Consider the following 21,972-nt stretch of genomic DNA (forward strand, 5'->3'; position numbering starts at 1 on the left):
TCAGCCATCCCTGACGAAGAGGTAGCCCTTGCTGCGCACCGTCTTGATGCGGTGCGGCTGGTTGGGATCGTCGCCGACCTTGGGGCGAATGCGCGAGACACGCACGTCGATGGAGCGATCCTGGCCGTCGTACTTGATGCCGCGCAGGCGGTCGAAGATCTCCTCGCGGGTCAGCACCCGGCCGGCATTGCTGGCCAGCAGCCAGAGCAGGTCGAACTCGGCACTGGTCAGGTCGATGCGCTCGCCGTCCAGCCAGGCCTCGCGGGTGGCGTTGTCGATCACCAGGTCGGCGAAGGTCAGTCGGGTCTCCTCACCGGCCTCGGCCGGCTCGGCGCGCCGCAGCAGGGCGCGCATGCGCGCCAGCAGCACCCGCGGCTGTACCGGCTTGGGCACGTAGTCGTCGGCGCCCATCTCCAGGCCCAGCACCTGATCCATGTCGTCGGTGCGGGCGGTGAGCATCATGATCGGGCCGGGGTACTCGCTGCGCACCCGGCGGCAGATCGACAGGCCATCCTCGCCCGGCAGCATCAGGTCGAGGATCACCAGGTCCGGTTGCAGGGAGAGGATCCGCTCGACGCCGCGGGTGCCGTCGGCCTCCACCGTGACCCGGAAGCCGTTGGCCTCCAGGTAGTCGCGGGTCAGGCCGGCCAGCCGCTCGTCATCCTCGATGATCAGCACATGATCCTGTTCCTGGGCTTGCAAGCTGTCGTCCATCCTCTGTTCCATCCTGGCGGGCAGGTGAGCGGTCGCGGGGCTCCCGCTGTCGGGAGCCAACGCCAATGGCTAAAGGATACCCGAAATCCGACATTCCGCCTTCCCGTCTCCACATGGCGACAGCGAGTGTCTCCGAGGCCCAACGACGGGGCCTGGCGACGGGGGCCATTCTGCCCCCCGGATGGCCACAGCCGATCCACAGGTTATCCACTTGATGGGGCCCGAAAAGCACACTATCTTGTGTCTCGACCCGGCACGAACACTACATCATGTGCCTTAGCAACCGGCACCATACCTGTCAACCGTCGCCCGCGAGGCGGCCTTCGACCATTCGACTCACCAGTCAGGGACCCCCGGCGCCATGGATACCATTGTCACACCGGACGAGCCGTCCGTTTCCGTCACCGCACCCAAGGCCCTGCGCGTCATCAAGCGCAACGGCGACGTCGTGGCCTTCGACGCCGACAAGATCGCCGTCGCCATGAGCAAGGCCTTCATCGCCGTGGAGGGCGACAACGCCGCCACCTCCTCGCGGGTGCGCGACTTCGTCCGCCAGTCCACCGAGAGCATCGAGAAGGCCTTCCTGCGCCGCATGCCCGACGGCGGCACCCTGCACATCGAGGACATCCAGGACCAGGTCGAGCTGGCGCTGATGCGCGCCGGCGAGCAGCGGGTCGCCCGCGCCTACGTGCTCTACCGCGAGGCGCACGCCCGGGCGCGGGCCGCGGCCGGCGACGACATCGTCAAGCCACACCCCAGCCTCAACGTGACCCTCGCCGACGGCACCACCCGTCCGCTGGACCTGGGCCGCATCGAGACCCTGGTGGCGGATGCCTGCGAGGGGCTGGCCAACGTCGAGGCCCAGAAGATCGTCGACGACTCGCTGAAGAACCTCTACGACGGGGTCACCGTGGACGGCGTCTCCCAGGCGCTGATGATGACCGCCCGCACCCTGGTGGAGAAGGATCCCGACTACACCTACGTCACCGCCCGCCTGCTGCAGGACAACCTGCGCCGCGAGGCGCTCTCCTTCCTGGGCATCGCCGACGAGGCCACCTACGGGGAGATGGCCGAGCTCTACGCGCCGGCCTTCAAGGCCTATATCGCCAAGGGCATCGAGTTCGAGCAGCTCGACCCGGCACTGGCCGAGTTCGACCTCGACCGCCTGGGCGAGGCGCTGGACCACCATCGCGACAACGCCTTCACCTACCTGGGCCTGCAGACCCTCTACGACCGCTACTTCATCCACCGCGACGAGGTGCGCTACGAGCTGCCCCAGGTAATGTTCATGCGGGTCGCCATGGGCCTGGCGCTGGGCGAGGACGACCGCGAGGCGCGGGCCATCGAGTTCTACGAGCTGCTCTCGAGCTTCGACTACATGGCCTCCACGCCGACCCTGTTCAACGCCGGCACCGTGCGCAGCCAGCTCTCCAGCTGTTACCTGACCACTGTGCCCGACGAGCTCGACGGCATCTACAGCGCCATCCGCGACAACGCCCTGCTCTCCAAGTGGGCCGGGGGCCTGGGCAACGACTGGACGCCGGTGCGCGCGCTCGGCTCCTGGATCAAGGGCACCAACGGCAAGTCCCAGGGCGTCGTCCCCTTCCTCAAGGTGGTCAACGACACCGCCGTGGCGGTCAACCAGGGCGGCAAGCGCAAGGGGGCGGTCTGCGCCTACCTCGAGACCTGGCACCTCGATATCGAGGAGTTCCTGGAGCTGCGCAAGAACACCGGCGACGACCGCCGCCGCACCCACGACATGAACACCGCCAACTGGGTGCCCGACCTGTTCATGAAGCGGGTCTTCGATGACGGCGAGTGGACGCTCTTCTCCCCCTCCACCTGCCCGGACCTCCACGACCTCTACGGCGCGGCCTTCGAGCAGCGCTACGAGGAGTACGAGGCGATGACCCGCACGGGGGAGCTCAAGCTCTACAAGCGCGTCCGCGCCAAGGACCTGTGGCGCAGGATGCTCTCGATGCTGTTCGAGACCGGCCATCCCTGGATCACCTTCAAGGACCCGTGCAACCTGAGGAGCCCCCAGCAGCATGCCGGCGTGGTGCACTCCTCCAACCTGTGCACCGAGATCACCCTGAACACCTCCGCCGACGAGATCGCGGTGTGCAACCTGGGCTCGGTCAACCTGGCCCAGCACGTGGTGGACGGTCGGCTCGACGGCGAGAAGCTCAAGAAGACCGTGCGCACCGCCGTGCGCATGCTCGATAACGTCATCGACATCAACTACTACGCGGTGCCCCAGGCGAAGAACTCCAACGCCAAGCATCGCCCGGTGGGGCTCGGCATCATGGGCTTCCAGGACGCCCTCTACGCCCAGGACATCGCCTACGCCAGCGACGCGGCCGTCGAGTTCGCCGACCGCTCCATGGAGCTGGTCAGTTACCACGCCATCGAGGCCTCCTCTGATCTCGCCACCGAGCGCGGCCGCTACCAGAGCTTCGAGGGCTCGCTGTGGAGCCAGGGCATCCTGCCCATCGACTCCATCCAGAAGCTCAAGACCGAGCGCGGCGAGAAGTACATCGAACTCGACGAGAGCGTCACCCAGGACTGGGACCGCCTGCGCGACAAGATCGCCGGCCAGGGCATGCGCAACTCCAACGTGATGGCCATCGCCCCGACCGCCACCATCTCCAACATCTGCGGCGTGACCCAGTCCATCGAGCCGACCTACCAGAACCTCTACGTGAAGTCGAACCTCTCCGGCGAGTTCACGGTGGTCAACGCGCCCATGGTCAACGACCTCAAGGCGCGCGGGCTGTGGGACGAGGTGATGATCAACGACCTCAAGTACTACGACGGATCGGCCCAGCCCATCGACCGCATCCCGGACGACCTCAAGGCCAAGTACGCCACCGCCTTCGAGGTGGAGCCCAAGTGGCTGGTGGAGGCCGCCGCGCGGCGCCAGAAGTGGATCGACCAGGCCCAGTCGCTGAACCTCTACATCAAGGGGGTCTCCGGCAAGAAGCTCGACGTGACCTACCGCATGGCCTGGTTCCGCGGCCTGAAGACCACCTACTACCTGCGCGCCCTGGGCGCGACCTCGGTGGAGAAGTCCACCGTCGACCGCGGCACCCTCAATGCCGTGAGCAATGCCTCGCCCGGCGGCGCCCCGGCACCGACCCCGTCCACTGCGCCGGAAGCCAAGGAGCCCAAGGGCATCGATGACTTCCTGCAGGGCAAGAACGGCGGTGGCTCCCGCGCCCCCTCCGCGGGCGAGATCGACGAGTTGGGCTGCGAGGCCTGCCAGTAACAGCGCCAAGCGCCAAGCAAGAGGGAAGGCCCTGCCCTCCCTCTTGCCAACCATGAATCCTGGCCAAGGCGCCGACCGCGCCCGCCACATCATCCGGAATGCCACCGGGAGAGAGACGATGCTGAACTGGGACGAGTTCCACGAGGATGAGACAACCGTCGCCGAGCAACCCAAGCCGGCGCCCGCTCCGCAGCCCGCTGCCGAGCCTCCGGCCGACGATACGTCCGTTGCCGAGAGCCGCGGCAGCTACCGGGTGGCCGAGGGTGACCGCCTGGCCCGGGCCCGCCAGTCCCTGGAGGAGCTCGACGTGGCCGCCGGCCTCGAGGAGCTGGAGATGGGCGCGGCGCGCATCGAGGTCGACGACAAGCAGATGATCAATGCCCGCGCCGACCTCAACCAGCTGGTGCCCTTCAAGTACGAGTGGGCCTGGCAGAAGTACCTGGACGGCAGCGCCAACCACTGGATGCCCCAGGAAGTGAACATGAACGCCGACATCGCTCTGTGGAAGAGTGCCGAGGGCCTCACCGCGGACGAGCAGCGCATCGTCGAGCGCAGCCTGGGCTACTTCTCCACCGCGGACTCGCTGGTGGCCAACAACCTGGTGCTGGCGCTCTACCGCCTGATCACCAACCCCGAGTGCCGCCAGTACCTGCTGCGCCAGGCCTTCGAGGAGGCGATCCACACCCACGCCTACCAGTACTGCGTGGAGTCGCTGGGCATGGACGAGGGCGAGGTCTTCAACATGTACCGCGAGGTCCCCTCGGTGGCCGCCAAGTCCGCCTGGAGCCTCAAGCATACCCAGTCGCTGGCGCGTCCGGACTTCAACACCGGCACCCCGGAGACCGACCAGGAGCTGCTGCGCAACCTGATCGCCTTCTACTGCGTCACCGAGGGCATCTTCTTCTACTGCGGCTTCAGCCAGATCCTCTCCATGGGCCGCCGCAACAAGATGACCGGCGTGGCCGAGCAGTTCCAGTACATCCTGCGTGACGAGTCCATGCACCTGAACTTTGGCGTGGACATGATCAACCAGATCAAGATCGAGAACCCGCACCTGTGGACGGCCGAGTTCCAGGACGAGGTCACCCAGATGATCCTCGAGGGCACCGAGCTCGAGATCGCCTATGCCCGGGACACCATGCCCCGCGGTGTGCTGGGCATGAACGCGGCGATCATGGAGGAGTACCTGCACTTCATCTGCAATCGTCGCCTGGCGCAGATCGGCCTGAAGGAGCAGTTCCCCGGCGCGCAGAACCCCTTCCCGTGGATGAGTGAGATCATCGACCTGCGCAAGGAGAAGAACTTCTTCGAGACCCGCGTCACCGAGTACCAGGTGGGCGGCGCACTGAGCTGGGACTGATCCCGTAGACGCAAGGCCGGGGCCATCCGCCCCGGCAGGATGGAGGGAGGCCTCGTCATGATGGAGATGCCCATCGCGACCCGTGAGACGCGACGCGCCCGCGTCCGCCGGCCTGCCGCCACCCCAGATGATGACGCCCTGTCCGGCCCTGCCGGGCGGGGCGTTTTTTCATGGCCCGGCAACAGGCACAACAACGGAGGGCAATCCGATGCAAGCAACCCAAGCCGTAGCACGTCGCGAGTCCCGGGCGTGGCAGTCCGCGCTGGACCGGGCGCTCAGCGCCCATGACAGCGAAGACGCCCTGGCCCGCTATCCCCATGTGGCCTTCGCCTTCCCGTCGGCATCCCCCAACCCCTACTCGCGGGACTACCCGCTGCTCGACTACCGGGAACTCAAGGAGTGGGCGACCTCGCGGGGCTGGCGGGTCCGTCCGGCCCCCGAGCGCGCGCCCGCCAACGAGAAGTACAGCCCGCCGGTGCGCTTCACCCGGCTGCCCCGGGGCGGCGCGCGGCGCGCGTCCGGGCCGGGGCGCCACTGAACCATGCCCGGGGCCGCTGGCCCCGGGAAATGGAAGGCGAGCGCGACCTGTTGGATGGGGGCAACGGGCCGACGTTGATTCCCCGTGGCCGCGAGGGCTACTGTGGGAGCCGACGTCCCGAGATCACACGGAGGGTTCCCCCATGACAGAGCGCAAGGCCAGAAGCGTGATCACGCGGGTCTTCGTGCCCGCCCATGTCCGCGACCTGCCCAACGGCGAACGCGTGACGGTACCCGGCCACTACAAGGCCCCGCCGCGGCGATAGCCTCCCATGCAGCAGCCCATCATCGGCTACCACCTCGACGAGGAGGGCCACTGGGTCGCGGAACTCGCCTGCGGCCATAACCAGCACGTGCGCCACCAGCCGCCCTGGACCGAGCGGCCCTGGGTCACCACCGAGGCCGGGCGGCGCTCGCGACTCGGCCTCGCCCTGGAGTGCGTCAAGTGTGATCGTGGCGAGCCCCGGGACAACCCCGTCAGCGACTAGACTGCGGATAACCACAGGCCGGAGGTGCCCCATGGCCGCATCCCGCGACACCCTGACCCGCTACCGCGAGAAGCGCGACCCGCGCCGTACCCCCGAGCCCATGGAAAACGGTCGACAGGGCGACCGGCCGCGCTTCGTCATCCAGCAGCACGCCGCCTCCACAATGCACTACGATTTCCGCCTCGAGGTCGATGGCGTGCTGAAGTCCTGGGCCGTGCCCAAGGGCCCCTCCACCGACCCGCGGGTCAAGCGCCTGGCGATCCCCACCGAGGATCATCCCCTGGCCTATGCCGACTTCGAGGGCGTGATTCCCGAGGGCGAATACGGCGCCGGCACGGTGCTGATCTGGGATCGCGGCCACTACCGCAATCTCGCGGACCACGCCTCGATCGCCGAGCAGCTCGAGGAGGGCCATGCCACCGTCTGGCTGGAGGGCGAGAAGCTGCGCGGGGGCTATGCGCTGATCCGCACGCACCTGGAGCAGGGGGAGGGGTGGCTGCTGGTGAAGATGGAGGACGAGGCCGCCGATGCGAGGCGCAATCCCACGTCCATCGAACCCGAGTCCGTGGTGTCGGGGCGCAGCCTGGAGGAGATCACCCGCGAGGCGGGCAGGGACCCGACCTGAGCCCGGAGAGTCCGGCTCACTCCACGGGACACCCGCGGCCCGGATGGACCGCGAGGCGCCCGCCGATGCGGAGGGTGGGAGGCCGGGGAACCGCTATCCCTTGGGCCCGAACAGGAACCAGATGATCAACCCGATCAGCGGGAAGAACAGCAGGACCAGGATCCAGATCAGCTTGGACAGCCCGCCAGCCGAACTCTTGGCCACCTTGACGATGGCCCAGATGACGATGATCAACCAGATGAGGCCCAGCAGGCCGCCTACTTCGATACCCATGCGACGTCTCCTTGTCGATTACCATTCGGCGAAATGCCGCCCTTAGAGGTAGCACAGCGGCCGCGAAACGCACAATCGCGGCCGGTAGCGAATTGTCATCATGCGTTACAGGGCCGCCGTTCACTCGGGCAGCAGGTGCCCGACCTTGACGTAGATCAGTGCGCCATCCTCCCGCGTGAAGGGCGTGTGCTCGCTGCGGTGGGGGCTGCGCAGCCAGCTGCCGGCGGGATAGGCCCCATGCTCGTCGTGGAAGGTGCCCTCGAGGACCAGGATCTCCTCGCCGCCCCAGTGGGCATGGGTCTGGAAGCGGGTGTTGGGCGCCCAGCGCACCAGCGCCACGTGCTCGCCCTCGACGTCATGGAGCGGCAGCACCTCGAGCCCGTCGACGAGCCCGGGGCGCCAGCCGCCGGCGCGGGTGTCGATCACCTTCTGTTCGGTGTCGTCCGGCGAGAACTGGTGCAGCTTGACGAAGATCAGCGCCCCCTCTTCGCCCACCCGCGGGGCGTGAGACGTGCCGATGGGGTTGCGCAGGTAGTGGCCCGCGGGATAGCGGCCATGCTCGTCGGCGAACTCGCCCTCCAGCACCAGGATCTCCTCGCCGCCACCGTGCTCGTGGGTCGGGAAGGTGCTGTCGGGCGCATAGCGCACCAGCGAGGTGGCCCGGGCCACCTCGTCGCCGACCCGGTCCAGCATCATCCGCTCCACTCCCGGGGTAGGGGATTCCACCCAGCGGTACTCGTCGGGCGTGACCACCGCACGGCGGCTGAAGTCGGCATTGAGTCGCATGACGCTCTCCTTCTGACAGGGCCTCCGGGCCAGGGGCCTCTCAATGCCGAGCCCACTGGCCTGGCCTGACGCTTGCATGACCACGACATGGCCTCCATCGGTTAGCATGGGGCTCCCCACCGCCATTCGCAAGGAGGGCCCTTGGCCACCGACCTGCTGATCAATGCACTGATCTTCCTCGCGGCGGCGGTGCTGATCGTGCCGGTCTTCAAGCGCCTGGGGCTCGGCGAGGTACTGGGCTACCTGGCCGCGGGGGTGATCATCGGCCCCTCGACCCTGGCCCTGGTGGCCGACGCCGAGGCGGTGCTGCAGTTCTCCCAGGTTGGCATCGTCTTCCTGCTCTTCGTGATCGGCCTCGAACTCAAGCCCTCGCGCCTGCGCGTGATGCGCAAGGCGGTGTTCGGCTTCGGCAGCCTGCAGGTCGCCATCACCACGGCCCTGCTGTCGCTGGCCGCCTGGTGGCTGGGGCTCTCCCCCGCCGCGGCGCTGGTGGTGGGCTTCAGCCTGGGGCTCTGCTCCACGCCGCTGGTGCTGCAGCTGCTCGGCGAGCGCAAGGAGCTGCAGACACGCCACGGCCGCAATGCCTTCGCCCTGCTGCTGTTCCAGGACCTGGCGGCCATCCCGGTACTGGCCATCATTCCCATGCTCGCGGCCGAGAGCCTGCTGGCAGAGGGTCTGTTGCCGCTGCTTCAGGAGGTGCTGGTGGCGGTCGGTGCCTTCCTCGGGCTGATCGTCGGCGGCCGCTACCTGCTGAGGCCGCTGTTCCACTATGCCGCGGCCACCCGCAGCCGCGAGGTCTTTGCCGGCACGGTGCTGCTGGTGGTGATCGGCGCCGCCCTGCTGATGGAGCTGGCCGGGCTCTCGATGGCCCTGGGGGCCTTCATCGCCGGCGTGCTGCTCGCCGACTCGAGCTACCGCCACAACATCGAGGCCGATATCGAGCCCTACCGCGGGCTGCTGCTGGGGCTGTTCTTCATGGCGGTGGGCATGACGGCCGATATTCGCCTGATCGGCGAGATGCCGCTGGTCGTGCTCGGCCTGACCCTGGGGCTGGTGGTGCTCAAGGCGCTGGCCATGCTGGTCGCCGCGAGGGTCCACGGCACCGGCTGGAAGGATAGCCTCAACCTGGGCGTGCTGCTCTCCCAGGGCGGAGAGTTCGGCTTCGTGCTGCTCTCCGCGGCGGCGAGTGCCGCCCTGCTCGACCCGTCGCTGGTCAGCCTGCTGATCCTGGTGACCTCGCTCTCCATGGCGACCACGCCGCTGCTCTTCCAGCTGCATGTGCACGGCCTTCGTCGCCTCTTCACCCGTCGCCGGGCGAAGCGCGACTACGACACCCTGCCTGACGACGCCCCGCAGATCATCATCGCCGGATTCGGCCGCTTCGGGCAGATCATGGGGCGCGCCCTGCAGGGGCTGAAGATCCCCTACACGGTGCTCGACATCAACGCCGACCAGGTCGAGGTGGTGCGCCGCTACGGCAACCAGGTCTACTACGGGGATGCCTCGCGCATCGACCTACTCAAGGCCGCCGGGGCCGACCGGGCCCGGGTGCTGGTGGTGGCGGTAGGAGACCCCGAGGCCTCGATGCGCATCGTCGGCCAGGTGCGCCGCCAGTTTCCCCATCTCCAGCTCTATGCCCGGGCGCGCAACCGCCACCATGCCCACCTGCTGATGCGGGCGGGAATCACCCATATCGTGCGCGAGCTGCTTCCCGCCAGCCTCGAGCTCACCCGCGACGCCCTGATCGGCCTGGGCATTCCCCGGGAGCAGGCCCAGCACACTATCGATACCTTCCGCCCCCACGACGAGCAGGCGCTGCTGCGCCAGCTCGAGGTGTTCGGCAACGAGACGCAGCAGATCCAGACCATCCAGGAGGCCGCCCGGGAGCTCGAGGCGCTCTACGAGGCGGACGAGGACATCACCACCCGTGTCGAGGAGATTCCGCGCTGGCAGCGCTGAGACGCGATCACTCGACGGCCCACCACCCCGGCAGCCGGGCCTGCACCTCGCGGCGCGCGAAGCGGTCGTCCATCAGCACCACCGTGCCTTCGTCCTCGGGACCACGAATCACCCGACCCGCCGCCTGCACTACCTTGATCAGCCCGGGAACGCGATAGGCGTAGTCGTCGCCACGCCCGAAACGCGCTTCCAGTCGCGCCTTGAGGGCCTCGTTGAAGGGGTCGAAGGGCGGCAGCCCCAGGGTAGCGATGAAGGCGCCGATCAGCCGTTCGCCCGGCAGGTCGATGCCCTCGGCGAAGGCCCCGCCCAGTACCGCGAAGCCGATCCCCTGCCCGCCCGGCCTGAAACCGGCCAGGAAGGCGTCGCGAGCCTCCTCGCGCATGCCGCGGGTCTGGGCGCGCACGGGAATCTCGGGATGGGCCTCCTGCAGCCGTGCCCGGGCCGCCTCCAGGTAGGCGAAGCTGCTGAAGAAGGCCAGGTAGTGGCCCGGCCGGCGGCGGTACTGCCCGGCCAGTTCGGCAACGATGGGCGAAAGCGACGCCTCCCGGTCGCGCAGCCGGGTGGAGATGTCGGTGCGGATGCGCACCTCGAGCTGCTCGGCGGCGAACGGCGAGGCGACCTCGTGCCACACCGTGGCGGCCGGCAGGCCCAGCAGGTCCCGATGGTAATGGGCGGGGCTCAGGGTCGCCGAGAAGAGCACGACAGACTGCGCCGCCGCGAAGCGCGGCGCCAGGAAGTCCGCCGGCACCAGGTTGCGCAGCCCCAGCACGGCCCGGCCGCGGCCGTGACGGGCCAGGTCGCACAGCGAATGCTCGCCGAAGGACTCCGCCAGCCGGGTGAAGGCCAGCGTCTCGAAGAGCAGCTCCTGGAGCGCGAGGGAGGCCTGGTCGGGGTGTTCGCCCAGGTGCTCGGTGGTGGCGCTGGCGACCCCCTGCAGGGCCGCGACCATCCCCTCGGGCAGGCCGTCGAGCACCCGGTAGGCCGGCCGGCCCGGCTCGCCGGCTTCGCTCATCCCCGCCTCCCGGACCCGCGCCTGCCACTGCCGGGCCAGGCGCCCCAGGGGGCGTGCCAGGGCCCCGGGGGCCTCACGGCGCAGCCGGGCGAGGCGGCGCTGGTCCAGCTCGGCGCTGTACATCCCCCGGGCCCGTTCCACCAGGTTGTGGGCCTCGTCCACCAGCAGGCCCAGGCGCCAGCCGTTGGCCCGTGCGAGGCCATGCAGCAGGGCGTTGGCATCGAACCAGTGGTTGACGTCGCCGACGACCACGTCGCACCAGCGTGCCAGCTCCTGCCCCAGGTAGTAGGGGCAGACGCCGTGGTCGAGGGCCACCTCGCGCAGCGCTTCGCGGTCCAGCCAGCCACGCGCCACGGCGGCCTGTCGCGCCGCCGGCAGCCGGTCGTAGAAGCCCGCCGCCAGCGGGCAGGCCTCGCCGTGACAGGCCCGGTCGGGATACTCGCAGGCCTTGTCCCGGGCGGTGAGCTCCAGCACCCGCAGCGGTCGGGCCTCGGCCGCCCCGCCACCGAGCACGGCCAGGGCATCCAGCGCCAGCCGGCGCCCCGGCGTCTTCATGGTCAGGAAGGCCAGGCGGTCGAGCCGCTGGCGGGGCATGGCCTTGAGCAGCGGGAAGAGGGTGCCGAGCGTCTTGCCGATGCCGGTGGGGGCCTGGACCAGCAGGCAGCGGCCGGTGCTGGCGGCCTTGTAGACGCTCTCCGCCAGGTCGCGCTGGCCCGGCCGGAAGCGCTCGTGGGGAAAGGCAAGCTCGCCGAGCGCCTCGTCACGCCGCTCCCGATGCCGGGCCTCCTGCGCCGCCCAGGCCAGGAAGCGGCGGCACTGGGTCGCGAAGAAGGCCTGCAGTTCGGTGGCGCTCGCCTCGCGGGTCAGCACGGTCTCCCGGCCGCTGGTGATGTCCAGGTAGACCAGCGACAGGGTCAGCGAGGTGAGACCGCGCTCGGCACACAGCAGCGCGCCGTAGACGCTGACCTGCGCCCAGTGCAGGGCCCGCTGGTTGTCGGCCATGCGCTCCAGGCGGCCGCGATGGGTCTTGACCTCCTCCAGGCGGTTGGCGGCCGGGTCGAAGCCGTCGGCACGGCCGCCCACCGTCAGCCCCTCGAAGACGCCGGAAAGCGGCAGCTCGGCCTCATAGCCGTCGCCACGCCGCCTCGCCACCAGGGCATGGCCCGCGATGCCCTCCCGGGCGCTGGGGGCCGGAGTGAAGCGGTGGTCCAGGTCCCCCTCCCGGGCGGTGAAGTCGCACAGCGCCCTCACCGCCACGCGATAGCCCGTCTCCCTGCTCATTGGCCGTCCACCGCCCAGCGCACATGGCAGACCGCGGCGGGGATCCCCCGGGCATGGAAGAAGGCCAGCCAGCGACGCTGGTTGTCCTGCAGCCGGTCGCCGGGGCCCTTCACCTCGACAAACCGATAGCGCGGCTCGCCCTGTGGGGCCTCGGGAAGGAACTGGATCAGGTCCGGCAGGCCGGCCCGGTTGGCCTTGAGGTCGCCGAGCAGCCGCTCGAAGCAGGCACGCAGGTGGTCGGCCGGCAGGCAGGCCAGCGCCCGCTCGAGCAGTGCCTCGTCGAGCACTCCCCAGTGCACGAAGGGCGAGGCCAGCCCCTGCTTCGCCCGCCAGGTGGCGCGGATCGCCTCGCGATACTCGCCGGTCTCGAGCCGGGCCAGGCAGGCATCGAAGCGGTCTCGGCGGCGGGCCACGAAGTCCTCGCGGTAGAGGTCCGCCGGGCCGTGGTGAAAGGGGTGGAAGAAGGCCCCGGGCAGCGGCGCGAAGAGCGCCTCCCAGCAGAGCAGGCCGAAGAGCCCGGTGAGCAGGCTGTTCTCCACGTAGTGCACCGGTGCCGCGCCATCGTGCAGGTGGTCGCGCACCGCGGCCTCCACCGGGCCGGGGGGCAGGCTCAGGGTCCACTGCCGAGGCGCCGGCTCTCGCGGGAATGTCCGCGGGGCAAGCCCCAGCCGGCGACGCAGCCGCGGCACCAGCCGTCCCAGCGCCTGGGCCTCCTCCTCGCTGGCCGGGGTATTGATCAGGGGCTCGGCCAGGGCCAGGGCCGCGGCGTGCTCCCCGCGACGCTCCAGCAGGCGCAGGTGGCGGATGCGCGCCTCGATACTGCCGGTATGCCCTGCCTCCGGCCAGCCGGCCAGGGCATAGAGGGCAAGGGCCGACTCGCCCTGCCCCTCCCGCTCCACCTGGCGCCCCAGCGCCACGCAGAGCCGCCGATGCCGTGCCGCCAGCCAGGGGTTGTCGGCCAGCGGCGCGGGCAGTTCGGCCTGCAATACCGACACCGACTCCCCGGCCTCGAGCCGCTCGCGAAGGCGATGCAGGGCCAGGTAGGCATCCACCTCCGCGCGGCGCCGGAATGCCCGGGAATCGGGGGTGATCGCCACCCGCTCGAAGCGCTGCAGGCCGAGCTCGGTGAGTACGAACTCGGCCCAGTCCTGGCGCAGGTTGCCGAAGAACATCAGCCGCAGCCGGTCGCAGGTCGCCATCACGGCGAGGCGCACGACCCGGTCCGGCGCCGCGGGCCACCAGTCGGCGAGCGGGCGAGGCTCGGTGAGCCGCGGCGACAGCGCCTCGAGCAGCGCGGCCTTGCCGGTGGCGGCAGGCAGACCCGCGGCGGCGATCTCGCCGGCCAGGGCACGGCGCAGCTCGGGCAGGCGCAGCTGGCGGAAGAGCTCCGCCAGGCCGAGCGCGGGGGCGGCCTCCACCAGGCCCGCCTCGACCAGGGGCGCGAGCGCCGCCTCGCTGTCGCCGATTTCGGGATAGCGCAGGCGCGAGGTGCGAAAGTGCTCGCCCTTGCGCATCACCATGCGCACCAGCAGCGCCTGCGAGGCCTCGGGCAGGGCGGCGAAATCCGCCAGGAAACCGTGCTCGGCCGCGTCCAGCAGGTCGCCGTGGCGCTCGGCCACCCACGCCAGCACGAAGCGGAAATTGGCCAGGTAGTAGCGCGGGTCGTCCAGGGGGGCGGTGACCGGCGCGGCGGCAGGAATACTGTTCATGCATCCATGGTATCAGCTGCCCCGCACGAGGGAAGTGGGCGGTGTGTAAGATCCTCTCCCGCCGACCGACCTCATGACTGTATGACCCAAGCCCGGCGTCCGCTGACGGCCGCCCCATCCGGAGCTTCCCATGGCGAACCGTATTCCCTGGCCCATTCCGCTGCGCTACACCGCCTTCATCATCAGCCTGCTGGGGCTTGCCGTTACCCTGCCCGCCTGGGCCATGGGGGCGCCCTTCTGGCCCGTACCGCTGTTTGCCGCCCTGGTGGCCCTGGGCACCTGGGACCTGCGGCAGCGCTCCCGGACCCTGCGCCGCAACTACCCGATCCTCGCCCATTTCCGCTACTGCATGGAGGGCATCGGCCCCGAGATCCGCCAGTACTTCGTGCAGTCGGATACCGAGGAGCGGCCCTTTTCCCGCGAGCAGCGCAGCGCCGTCTACCAGCGTGCCAAGAATGTCCTCGACAAGAAGCCCTTCGGCTCGATACTGGACATGTACGCGGAGGGCTACGAATGGATCAATCCTTCGCTGGCGCCGTCTAACCCGGATCGTGACGCCATGACGGTAAAGGTCGGCAGCGAGCGCCGCCACCCTTATCGGGTCAGCCTGCTGAACATCTCGGCCATGAGCTTCGGCGCGCTCTCCGGCAACGCCATCGAGGCCCTGAACCTTGGCGCCCGGCGCGGCGGCTTCTACCACGATACCGGCGAGGGCGGCATCTCTCGCCACCATCTGCAGGGCGGCGATCTGGTGTGGGAGATCGGCTCTGGCTACTTCGGCTGTCGTGACCACGAGGGCAACTTCGATGCGGCAAGGTTCGCCGAGAATGCCGCCCGCCCCGAGGTCAGGATGATCGAGGTCAAGCTCTCCCAGGGCGCCAAGCCAGGCCACGGCGGCATCCTGCCCGGTGCCAAGGTGACCGCGGAGATTGCCGCCGCGCGTGGCGTTCCCATCGGCGAGGACGTGGTCTCGCCGGCGAGCCATCCGGCATTCTCCACACCGCTGGAGATGATGCACTTCATCGCACGCCTGCGGATGCTCGCCGACGACAAGCCGGTAGGCATCAAGCTGGCCATCGGCCACCCCTGGGAGTGGTTCGGCATGGTCAAGGCGATGCTGGAAAGCGACATCCTGCCCGATTTCATCGTGGTGGACGGCGGCGAAGGTGGAACCGGCGCATCACCACTGGAGTTCATCAACCGCCTGGGCATGCCGCTGGTGGAAGCCCTGTCACTGGTTCACAGCACTCTGGTAGGCGCCAACCTGCGCCATCGCATTCGCCTGGCGGGGGCCGGCAAGCTGACCTCGGCGTTTCATATCGCTCGCACCCTGGCGCTGGGAGCTGACTGGTGCAACGCCGGGCGCGGCTTCATGTTCTCACTGGGTTGTATCCAGGCCATGAACTGCCATTCGGGTCGCTGCCCCAGCGGTGTGGCGACCCAGGATCCGCGCCGCAGCCGACACCTGGACGTGGCCGACAAGAGCGAGAGGGTCTATCACTATCATCGCAACACCCTGGAGGCCCTGGCGGAGATGCTGTCGGCCGCGGGTCTGGAACGCCCCGCCGACCTTGGCCCCAGCCACATCATGCGCCGTGTGTCGCGCCACCAGGTCTGCTCCTACGCCGAACTCTACCCGGTTCTGGCCCCAGGCGAGCTGCTGCGCCACCTCCCCGACCAGCCGCTCTACCAGCGCTACTGGGAGGAGAGTCGCGCCAACAGCTTCCAGCCCGCTCAGGTCGTCGAGCTTCTCCAGCGGGCCTGACACACCCGTGCCTCGCGGGCCCCTATCTCAGCAGGGGAGGCCCTGGGCCAGTTCGCGCACCACCTCGTCGGCGGGGACCTCGAGGCAGCGGCTGGCATTCTGCCCGGCCCACAGCGGGGAGAAATCGCCACGCCCTTGCGCCTCGGCGGCGGCCCGCAGCGGGGCGATGGCCGCGGTGGCCAGTGGGAAGGCCGGCGCCGCGTCGCTGATCGGCCCCAGCTCGCGCATCAGCCGGGTGACGATGCCTCGGGCCGGGCGGCCACTGTAGAGGTTGGTCAGGGCCGTATGGCGGGCCGCCTCGCTCATCAGCGCCCGGCGATGGATGGCCGAGGCGCGGGATTCCGGACAGCAGAGGAAGGCGGTGCCCACCTGGACGGCCTCGGCGCCCAGCGCCAGTGCCGCCGCCACGCCCCGGGCATCGGCGATGCCCCCGGCGGCAATCACCGGCACCTCCACCGCCTGCCGGACCTGGGGCAGCAGCGCCAGGGTCCCCATCTGGGTGGTCAGGTCCTCGGCCAGGAAGAGGCCCCGATGGCCGCCGGCCTCGAGCCCCTGGGCGATCACCGCATCGGCGCCGCGGGCCTCGAGCCAGCGCGCCTCCTCCACCGTGGTGGCCGTGGAGAGCACCGTCGCGCCCCAGGCCTTGACCCGCGCCAGCAGCTCAGGCGCCGGCAGGCCGAAGTGGAAGCTCACCACCTCCGGACGGAAGGGCTCGAGGGCGTCGCAGGCCGCATGGTCGAAGGGACGCCGCCCGGCCCCGGCCGGCACCGCCTCGATGTCGAGGCCGAACTCGGCATACCAGGGCGCCAGCGCCGCCTGCCAGCGCGCCAGCCGCTCGGGGTCGGGCGCGGGTGGCGCGTGGCAGAAGAAGTTGACGTTGACCGGCCCCGAGGTCGCGGCGCGCAGGGCCTCGAGTTCCTCCGCCATGGCCTCGGGCGAGAGCATGGCGCAGGGCAGGGCCCCGAGGCCGCCGGCACGGGAGACGGCGATGGCCAGCTCGCTGCCCTGGGCACCTGCCATGGGGGCCTGGAGGATGGGTAGGTCGAGTGGAACACGTTGCAGCAGCGTCATCATGGGGACGGGGCCTCGGGATCGGCGGAGGGAGATCGCCCCATTTGCACATTGATCAGGGCGCCGAGCAAGACGACGAAGGCCGACAGCCAGAACCACAGCATCAGCACCACCACCGCGCCGAGGGAGCCGTAGAGCTGGCCGAGGTTGGCGACGTGACGTGCATAGAGCGACAGCCCGCCGGAGCCCAGCAGCCACAGCAGGGTGGCGCCCAGGGTACCCACGCGGATCCACTCCCAGCGCGGGGTCTGCCGGTAGGGCCCGTAGCGGTAGAAGACGGCGATCACCGCCATCATCGCCAGCAGCAGCACCGGCCAGCGCAGCAGGCCGATCAGGGTGAAGAGCGGCCCCTCCAGGCCCATCATCTCGATGGCCAGGGGAAAGAGCGCGACGAAGGCGATCGCCACCTGGGTGGTAACGATCAGTCCCAGGGTCAGGGTCAGGATCATCAGGCCGCGCTGCCAGAGGGCGCGACGCTCGGTCTCGCCATGCACCACCGCCAGGCCGACCAGCAGTCCGCGCACCCCCTTGGAGGCGACGAACATGGCAATCGTCAGGCCGCCCAGGGCCGTGGCACTGAGCCCGGCCTGGGTATGCTCGCCGATCTCCCGGGCCTGGTCCTGCACCAGCCGCGCGGCACCGGGGGGCATCAGGCGGCTCACCTCGCCGATCTGGCGGGCCATGTCCTGCGGGTCGAGCACCAGCGCCCAGAGGGAGATGATGGCGGCGATCGCCGGGAACAGCGCCAGCATCGCGTAGAAGGCCACCCCCGCCGCCAGCATGGTGACCCGATAGGCGACCAGGGCACGCTTCACCCGCCAGGCCATGAGTACCCAGCCGTGCAGGACCGGGGGCAGGCGTCGCAGGATCCCACGGAATGCCATGGCCACCTCAGTCTCGCTCCGCGGGGCGCAGCACCATGCGTGCATCACGGATCTCGATGTCGAAGCGGTCGAGGAAGCTCATGCCCAGCAGGGCCGCCTCGCCGGTAAGGCCCGGGCTGATGGAGCCGCGCACTTCCCGGGCGGAGAACCCGCCCAGGCTCACCTCGTCGAGCAGCGTCAGCTCGCCGCGCACCCGGCCGTTGGCGGTATTGAACCAGGCGCTGCCGGTGCTCTCGAGCCCCAGCCGCTCGGCCATCCCGGCGGGTACCGCGACGTAGGTGGCGCCGGTGTCGAGCAGGAACTCCACCGGCTGGTCGTTGATGCGCCCGGTGGCCACGAAGTGGCCGGCGCGGTTGCGCTCCAGCACCAGCGGCTCGCCCTCCCCCACCGCGACGTTGGCGAGGTGGGCATTGGGGTTGCGCTGCGCTTCCAGGTAGCCGTGGAACCACCAGGCCCCGCCGCCCAGGAAGAGCACCCAGAACAGCAGCATCATGCCCAGCCCCGCCCGGCGTGTGGCACGCTCCTCGCTCATGACCTTCCCTCCCGGCGTCTGCCCCTTGAGACCATCATGCCACAGCGACATTCCGCATCGGTCCCGCTAGCGCCCGTTGCACGCCTCCCAGTCGCGGGCCGCCTGCTGGCCACGGGCCTGGTCGACGAACAGGCAGACCAGGATGGCGATGACGAAGAGCACCGCACAGAGCAGGATCGACGCCTTGAGCCCCACCAGCGACTGCAGCAGCCCCAGGCCGATGATGCCGATCACCCCGGCGAGCTTGTTGGCCAGGCCCCAGAAGCCGAAGAACTCGGCGGCCTTGCGGCTCGGCGAGAAGAGCCCCACCAGGGCGCGGCTGGCGGACTGGCTGGAGCCCAGGGAGAGCCCCGCCAGGCAGCCCACCACCAGGAAGAGGTGCTGGGCCTCCCAGTCGAGCCCGAACCGGGCATGCAGGAAGGCGGTGACCTCCGGCGTGGCCCAGATGGCCAGTATCGCCGCCACCCAGAGCCCCAGGGTGAAGAGGTAGGTGACCCGGGTGCCGATGCGGTCCTGAATGAAGCCGAAGCCCAGGGCGCCTGCCGCCGCGGTGATCTGCACGATGATGAACATGATGTTGCGCACCGACTCGTCCCAGCCGATCACCTGGGCGCCGTAGATGAAGGCGAAGGCGATGATGATGTAGACGCCGGCCATGGAGAAGAGCAGCGAGACCAGGAAGATCCCCAGGTCGCGGAAGCGCCTGAGCTCGTGCAGGGTCGTCGCGACGCGCTCCAGGGCAATCTCGCGGTAGGGCTTGCCGGGTGGCTGGGGCGTCCCTCGCTCCTTCACCCACAGGAAGGTGGGGATGGCGGTCACCAGGAAGAAGCCCGCCGCGAAGGGTCCCACCCAGCGGATGCGCTCGAAGTTCTCCGCTGTGGCCTCGCCCAGTGCCACCAGCGTGAACCCCGCGGCGAAGAGCCCGCCGACGTAGCCCAGTGCCCAGCCGAAGCCGGAGATCTTGCCCAGGTCCTCCGGCGGGCCGAGGTCCGGCAGGAAGGCGGCAATGAAGGACTCGCCCATGGAGTAGGCGTAGTTGGAGACGATGATCAGCAGAAGGCCCAACACCACGTAGCCCGGCGCCACGAAGTAGAGCATGGCGGTGGTGGCCACGGTGGCCAGGTAGCTGACGAACAGGAAGCCCTTCTTCTCGGCCCGGTAGTCCATCACCGCCCCGCACAGCGGGCCGGTCACCACCACCAGCAGGTAGCTGACCGCCAGCGCCAGGCTCCACAGGAAGTTGGCCAGGCGATAGCCGTCGCCGCGGTCGCCGACGATCACCGTGGTGAACAGCTCGCCGAACACCACGGTGATGATCAGCAGGGTATAGGCCTGGTTGGCGAAGTCGAACATCGCCCAGCCGAGGATCTCCTTGCGCGAGGCGCGGGGAGTCGTCGGCACGGCGGCGGGGGTCGGGCTCATGCGGGACGTCCCTGTGGCATCAGGACGTCACCATAGCAGCCCCTACCTTCCTAGACGACCAAGGGAACTGCTGATTTATGTCGCGAGCGAAGGGAGGTTGATCGCCGCCGGAGCGCAGAAACCGGAGCCTATGCGGTACTAGGTGAGGATTTCGACCGGGCTGGCGAACCAGCACCGCCGGCGACCAAGATATCGAGCGCAGCAATAAATCAGTGTTTCCCTAGACGAGATCGCGGGGAATGGTCTCGTCCCAGGTCCGTGCAAAGATCCGGGTATCCCCCTCCCAGGCGTCCAGGGTGGCCCGGATGCGGAAGTTGTCGGCATCAGAGGTCAGCAGGGTGCGGGTCAGGGTGCTGACCTCCCAGTCACCGCGCTTGAAGCTGCGCTGCCACTCCGTCCAGCCGCTGACGCTGTCGTAGCTGCCGTAGGCATAGGCATAACGCTCGGTGACCCGAGCGGCGATCTCCAGATCGATGTCGTCGATCCGGTAGCGCCCCTCGTCGTTGATCACCTCCAGGGTAGTCCTGTCGTTGGCCAGGTCGCGGATCACCTGCCAGGTTTCCTGGGTCGGCTGCAGCAGCGTCTTGGCCAGGGGCGGCGCCCCCTCCGGCTCGGCGAAGGCGGGCAGTGCGGCCTCCTCCGCGGGGCGTGGCTCACGCCGCGGCAGCAGCAGCCGGCTGGCGCCGGGCCAGAGGGTGATCCGCGCCGGCTGCGGTGCCGGCCAGGCCAGCGGCCAGTAGCTGGTGGAGAGGGCCAGGCGGATGGCGTGGCCTGCGGCGAACTGCTGGGCGATGTGCTTGAGCGGGATCCTGACCCGGTAGCGCCGCCCCGGCTCCAGCGGCTCGGGGTGCTCGTCGCTGTCGCGGTGGGTCAGGTTGAGCAACCCGTAGGAGACCCGGGTGGCCTTGTCGTCCTCGGCGATGTCGGAGAGGCGCAGCGCCACCATGGCCACCGGCTGATCGGCGGAGAGCTCGAGCTCGACCAGCGGCGACCCGCAGATCTCCAGTGGCGCCTCGAGGCGCGCCGTCTGGAAGATCAGCGAGCCACCATCCTCGTCGCGCTGGTCGTGGGGGAGGTCCGGCGGCGCATTGTAGGAGCACCACTTGCCGGCATAGAGCCCCACCGAGAGGGGCGAGCGGATGTCCAGGACCGCCTCGTCGTCCTGGCCCCCCTCCCCTTCCGGCACCAGGTCGTGGCCCTCGGTGAGCCGGAAGGCCTCGGCCCCGATGTTGGGCGAGGGCCAGTCGGGCTCGGCGATCCAACGCCCGGGGCGCTCGTCATAGCGGGCCGAGGGCGGCACCGACTCCTGCATCCAGACGCGCAGCATGGGTTCGTCCATGATCCCGGTATCGGTGCCCTTGAGCCACTGGTCCCACCAGCGCAGCGCCTCCTGCAGGAAGCCGATGGCCGGCCCCGGCACGCCCAGGTGCGGATACTTGTGGGCCCAGGGGCCGACCAGCCCCTTGCGCGGCACCTCGAGCCCCTCCAGCACCCGGAAGACGGCGTTGCAGTAACCGTCGGCCCAGCCGCTGACGGCATAGACCGGGCACTGGATGCGCGAGTAGTCCTCGCACACCGAGCCGTGCTTCCAGTAGTCGTCGCGGCGCTGGTGCTCGAGCCACTGGGCGAGCCACAGGCCGCTGCCGTCCAGGCGCTCTAGCCACATCTCCCGCCAGCGCTCCCCCACCAGCTCGGGGTCGGGGGGGCAGGCGTTGCCGTCGAACATGGTCGAGGCCCAGGAGAGGTTGTCGGCGAGCAGGCAGCCGCCCATGTGATGGATGTCGTCGGCGTAGCGGTCGTCGGTGAAACAGAGCGTGATCACCGCCTTGAGCTGCGGCGGACGCAGGGCGGCGATCTGCAGACCGTTGAAGCCGCCCCAGGAGATGCCGATCATGCCGACGTCACCGGTGCACCAGGGCTGGGCCTCGAGCCAGGCGAGGATGGCCAGGCCATCCTCGAGCTCGCTGGGCAGGTACTCGTCGGTCAGCACGCCGTCGGACTCGCCGGTGCCGCGGATGTCGACCCGCACCCCGGCATAGCCATGGCCCGCCCAGTAGGGATGGCTCTGGACGTCGCGCTCGGCGGTGAGGTCGCGCTTGCGATAGGGCAGGTACTCGAGGATCGCCGGCACGGGGTGGAGCTCGGCGTCCACCGGCCGCCAGATGCGCGCCGCCAGCCGGCTGCCGTCGGGCAACGGGATCCAGGTCTCCTCCTCCATGACGCGGCGGGGAAAGTCGTTGACGATACGCATGATCCTGCTCTCCTTGGTCTCTTGAACCAGTCCCT

Annotated in this window: 18 protein-coding genes; 8 read left to right on the top strand and 10 right to left on the bottom strand. The window is 69.5% G+C overall.

Annotated elements, in window-relative coordinates; genetic code table 11:
- Complete coding sequence (locus SCI24_RS02190; RefSeq protein WP_318723762.1) at positions 1 to 714, bottom strand: winged helix-turn-helix domain-containing protein; 714 nt, start codon at positions 712 to 714, stop codon at positions 1 to 3.
- A gap of 361 nt (positions 715 to 1,075) precedes the next feature.
- On the opposite strand from SCI24_RS02190, the gene SCI24_RS02195 reads away from it, so the two are divergent.
- The 6 genes from SCI24_RS02195 to SCI24_RS02220 all read left to right on the top strand — a co-directional run bounded on the left by SCI24_RS02195 (position 1,076) and on the right by SCI24_RS02220 (position 6,992).
- Positions 1,076 to 3,982: a ribonucleoside-diphosphate reductase subunit alpha gene (locus SCI24_RS02195; protein WP_318723763.1), complete on the top strand. Its 2,907-nt coding sequence runs from the start codon at positions 1,076 to 1,078 to the stop codon at positions 3,980 to 3,982.
- A 118-nt stretch (positions 3,983 to 4,100) separates the two neighbouring features.
- Positions 4,101 to 5,342, top strand: a complete 1,242-nt coding sequence (locus SCI24_RS02200) for a ribonucleotide-diphosphate reductase subunit beta (RefSeq protein ID WP_318723764.1) — start codon at positions 4,101 to 4,103, stop codon at positions 5,340 to 5,342.
- 208 nt (positions 5,343 to 5,550) lie between these two features.
- Positions 5,551 to 5,880 (top strand): hypothetical protein, encoded by a 330-nt coding sequence (locus SCI24_RS02205; protein ID WP_318723765.1) that lies wholly within the window; start codon positions 5,551 to 5,553, stop codon positions 5,878 to 5,880.
- A 142-nt stretch (positions 5,881 to 6,022) separates the two neighbouring features.
- Positions 6,023 to 6,145 carry a hypothetical protein gene (locus SCI24_RS02210; RefSeq protein WP_318723766.1) on the top strand — a complete coding sequence of 41 codons (123 nt, stop codon included), beginning with the start codon at positions 6,023 to 6,025 and terminating at the stop codon, positions 6,143 to 6,145.
- A 6-nt stretch (positions 6,146 to 6,151) separates the two neighbouring features.
- Positions 6,152 to 6,367 carry a DUF3565 domain-containing protein gene (locus tag SCI24_RS02215; RefSeq protein WP_318723767.1) on the top strand — a complete coding sequence of 72 codons (216 nt, stop codon included), beginning with the start codon at positions 6,152 to 6,154 and terminating at the stop codon, positions 6,365 to 6,367.
- A 31-nt stretch (positions 6,368 to 6,398) separates the two neighbouring features.
- On the top strand, positions 6,399 to 6,992 hold the full coding sequence (locus tag SCI24_RS02220; protein WP_318723768.1) for a DNA polymerase ligase N-terminal domain-containing protein: 594 nt from the start codon (positions 6,399 to 6,401) through the stop codon (positions 6,990 to 6,992).
- Positions 6,993 to 7,085: 93 nt separating this feature from the next.
- Here the strand turns inward: SCI24_RS02220 and SCI24_RS02225 are convergent, their stop codons facing one another.
- Both SCI24_RS02225 and SCI24_RS02230 read right to left on the bottom strand, forming a co-directional pair.
- Complete coding sequence (locus tag SCI24_RS02225) at positions 7,086 to 7,265, bottom strand: PLDc N-terminal domain-containing protein (protein ID WP_282736361.1); 180 nt, start codon at positions 7,263 to 7,265, stop codon at positions 7,086 to 7,088.
- Positions 7,266 to 7,385: 120 nt separating this feature from the next.
- The gene (locus tag SCI24_RS02230) at positions 7,386 to 8,051 is read right to left on the bottom strand and encodes a cupin domain-containing protein (RefSeq protein WP_318723769.1); all 666 of its coding nucleotides are present in this window, start codon (positions 8,049 to 8,051) and stop codon (positions 7,386 to 7,388) included.
- Between the two features lie 141 nt (positions 8,052 to 8,192).
- On the opposite strand from SCI24_RS02230, the gene SCI24_RS02235 reads away from it, so the two are divergent.
- Positions 8,193 to 10,010 carry a monovalent cation:proton antiporter-2 (CPA2) family protein gene (locus tag SCI24_RS02235; RefSeq protein WP_318723770.1) on the top strand — a complete coding sequence of 606 codons (1,818 nt, stop codon included), beginning with the start codon at positions 8,193 to 8,195 and terminating at the stop codon, positions 10,008 to 10,010.
- Between the two features lie 7 nt (positions 10,011 to 10,017).
- On the opposite strand, the gene SCI24_RS02240 is transcribed toward SCI24_RS02235, so the two are convergent.
- Both SCI24_RS02240 and SCI24_RS02245 read right to left on the bottom strand, forming a co-directional pair.
- Complete coding sequence (locus tag SCI24_RS02240) at positions 10,018 to 12,303, bottom strand: ATP-dependent DNA helicase (protein WP_318723771.1); 2,286 nt, start codon at positions 12,301 to 12,303, stop codon at positions 10,018 to 10,020.
- The gene (locus SCI24_RS02245) at positions 12,300 to 14,012 is read right to left on the bottom strand and encodes a VRR-NUC domain-containing protein (RefSeq protein ID WP_318723772.1); all 1,713 of its coding nucleotides are present in this window, start codon (positions 14,010 to 14,012) and stop codon (positions 12,300 to 12,302) included. The genes SCI24_RS02240 and SCI24_RS02245 overlap by 4 nt, the downstream gene beginning before the upstream one ends.
- 130 nt (positions 14,013 to 14,142) lie before the next feature.
- Here SCI24_RS02245 and SCI24_RS02250 point away from each other — a divergent pair, with 130 nt between their 5' ends.
- Entirely contained in the window at positions 14,143 to 15,777 is a 1,635-nt protein-coding gene (locus SCI24_RS02250; protein ID WP_318723773.1) for an FMN-binding glutamate synthase family protein, read from the top strand.
- Positions 15,778 to 15,804: 27 nt separating this feature from the next.
- Here SCI24_RS02250 and SCI24_RS02255 read toward each other — a convergent pair whose 3' ends face one another.
- From SCI24_RS02255 to SCI24_RS02275, 5 genes are all read right to left on the bottom strand, one after another.
- Complete coding sequence (locus tag SCI24_RS02255; RefSeq protein WP_318723774.1) at positions 15,805 to 16,851, bottom strand: nitronate monooxygenase; 1,047 nt, start codon at positions 16,849 to 16,851, stop codon at positions 15,805 to 15,807.
- Complete coding sequence (locus SCI24_RS02260; protein ID WP_318723776.1) at positions 16,848 to 17,732, bottom strand: YihY/virulence factor BrkB family protein; 885 nt, start codon at positions 17,730 to 17,732, stop codon at positions 16,848 to 16,850. Before SCI24_RS02260 ends, SCI24_RS02255 begins: the two co-directional genes overlap by 4 nt.
- Before the next feature lie 7 nt (positions 17,733 to 17,739).
- On the bottom strand, positions 17,740 to 18,264 hold the full coding sequence (locus SCI24_RS02265) for a TIGR02281 family clan AA aspartic protease (RefSeq protein ID WP_318723777.1): 525 nt from the start codon (positions 18,262 to 18,264) through the stop codon (positions 17,740 to 17,742).
- 66 nt (positions 18,265 to 18,330) lie between these two features.
- Entirely contained in the window at positions 18,331 to 19,686 is a 1,356-nt protein-coding gene (locus tag SCI24_RS02270; RefSeq protein ID WP_318723778.1) for an MFS transporter, read from the bottom strand.
- A 220-nt stretch (positions 19,687 to 19,906) separates the two neighbouring features.
- Entirely contained in the window at positions 19,907 to 21,937 is a 2,031-nt protein-coding gene (locus SCI24_RS02275; RefSeq protein ID WP_318723779.1) for a CocE/NonD family hydrolase, read from the bottom strand.
- Positions 21,938 to 21,972 lie beyond the last annotated feature (35 nt).

The sequence above is a fragment of the Halomonas sp. genome (assembly GCF_033549285.1).
Taxonomy (GTDB): Bacteria; Pseudomonadota; Gammaproteobacteria; order Pseudomonadales; family Halomonadaceae; genus Halomonas.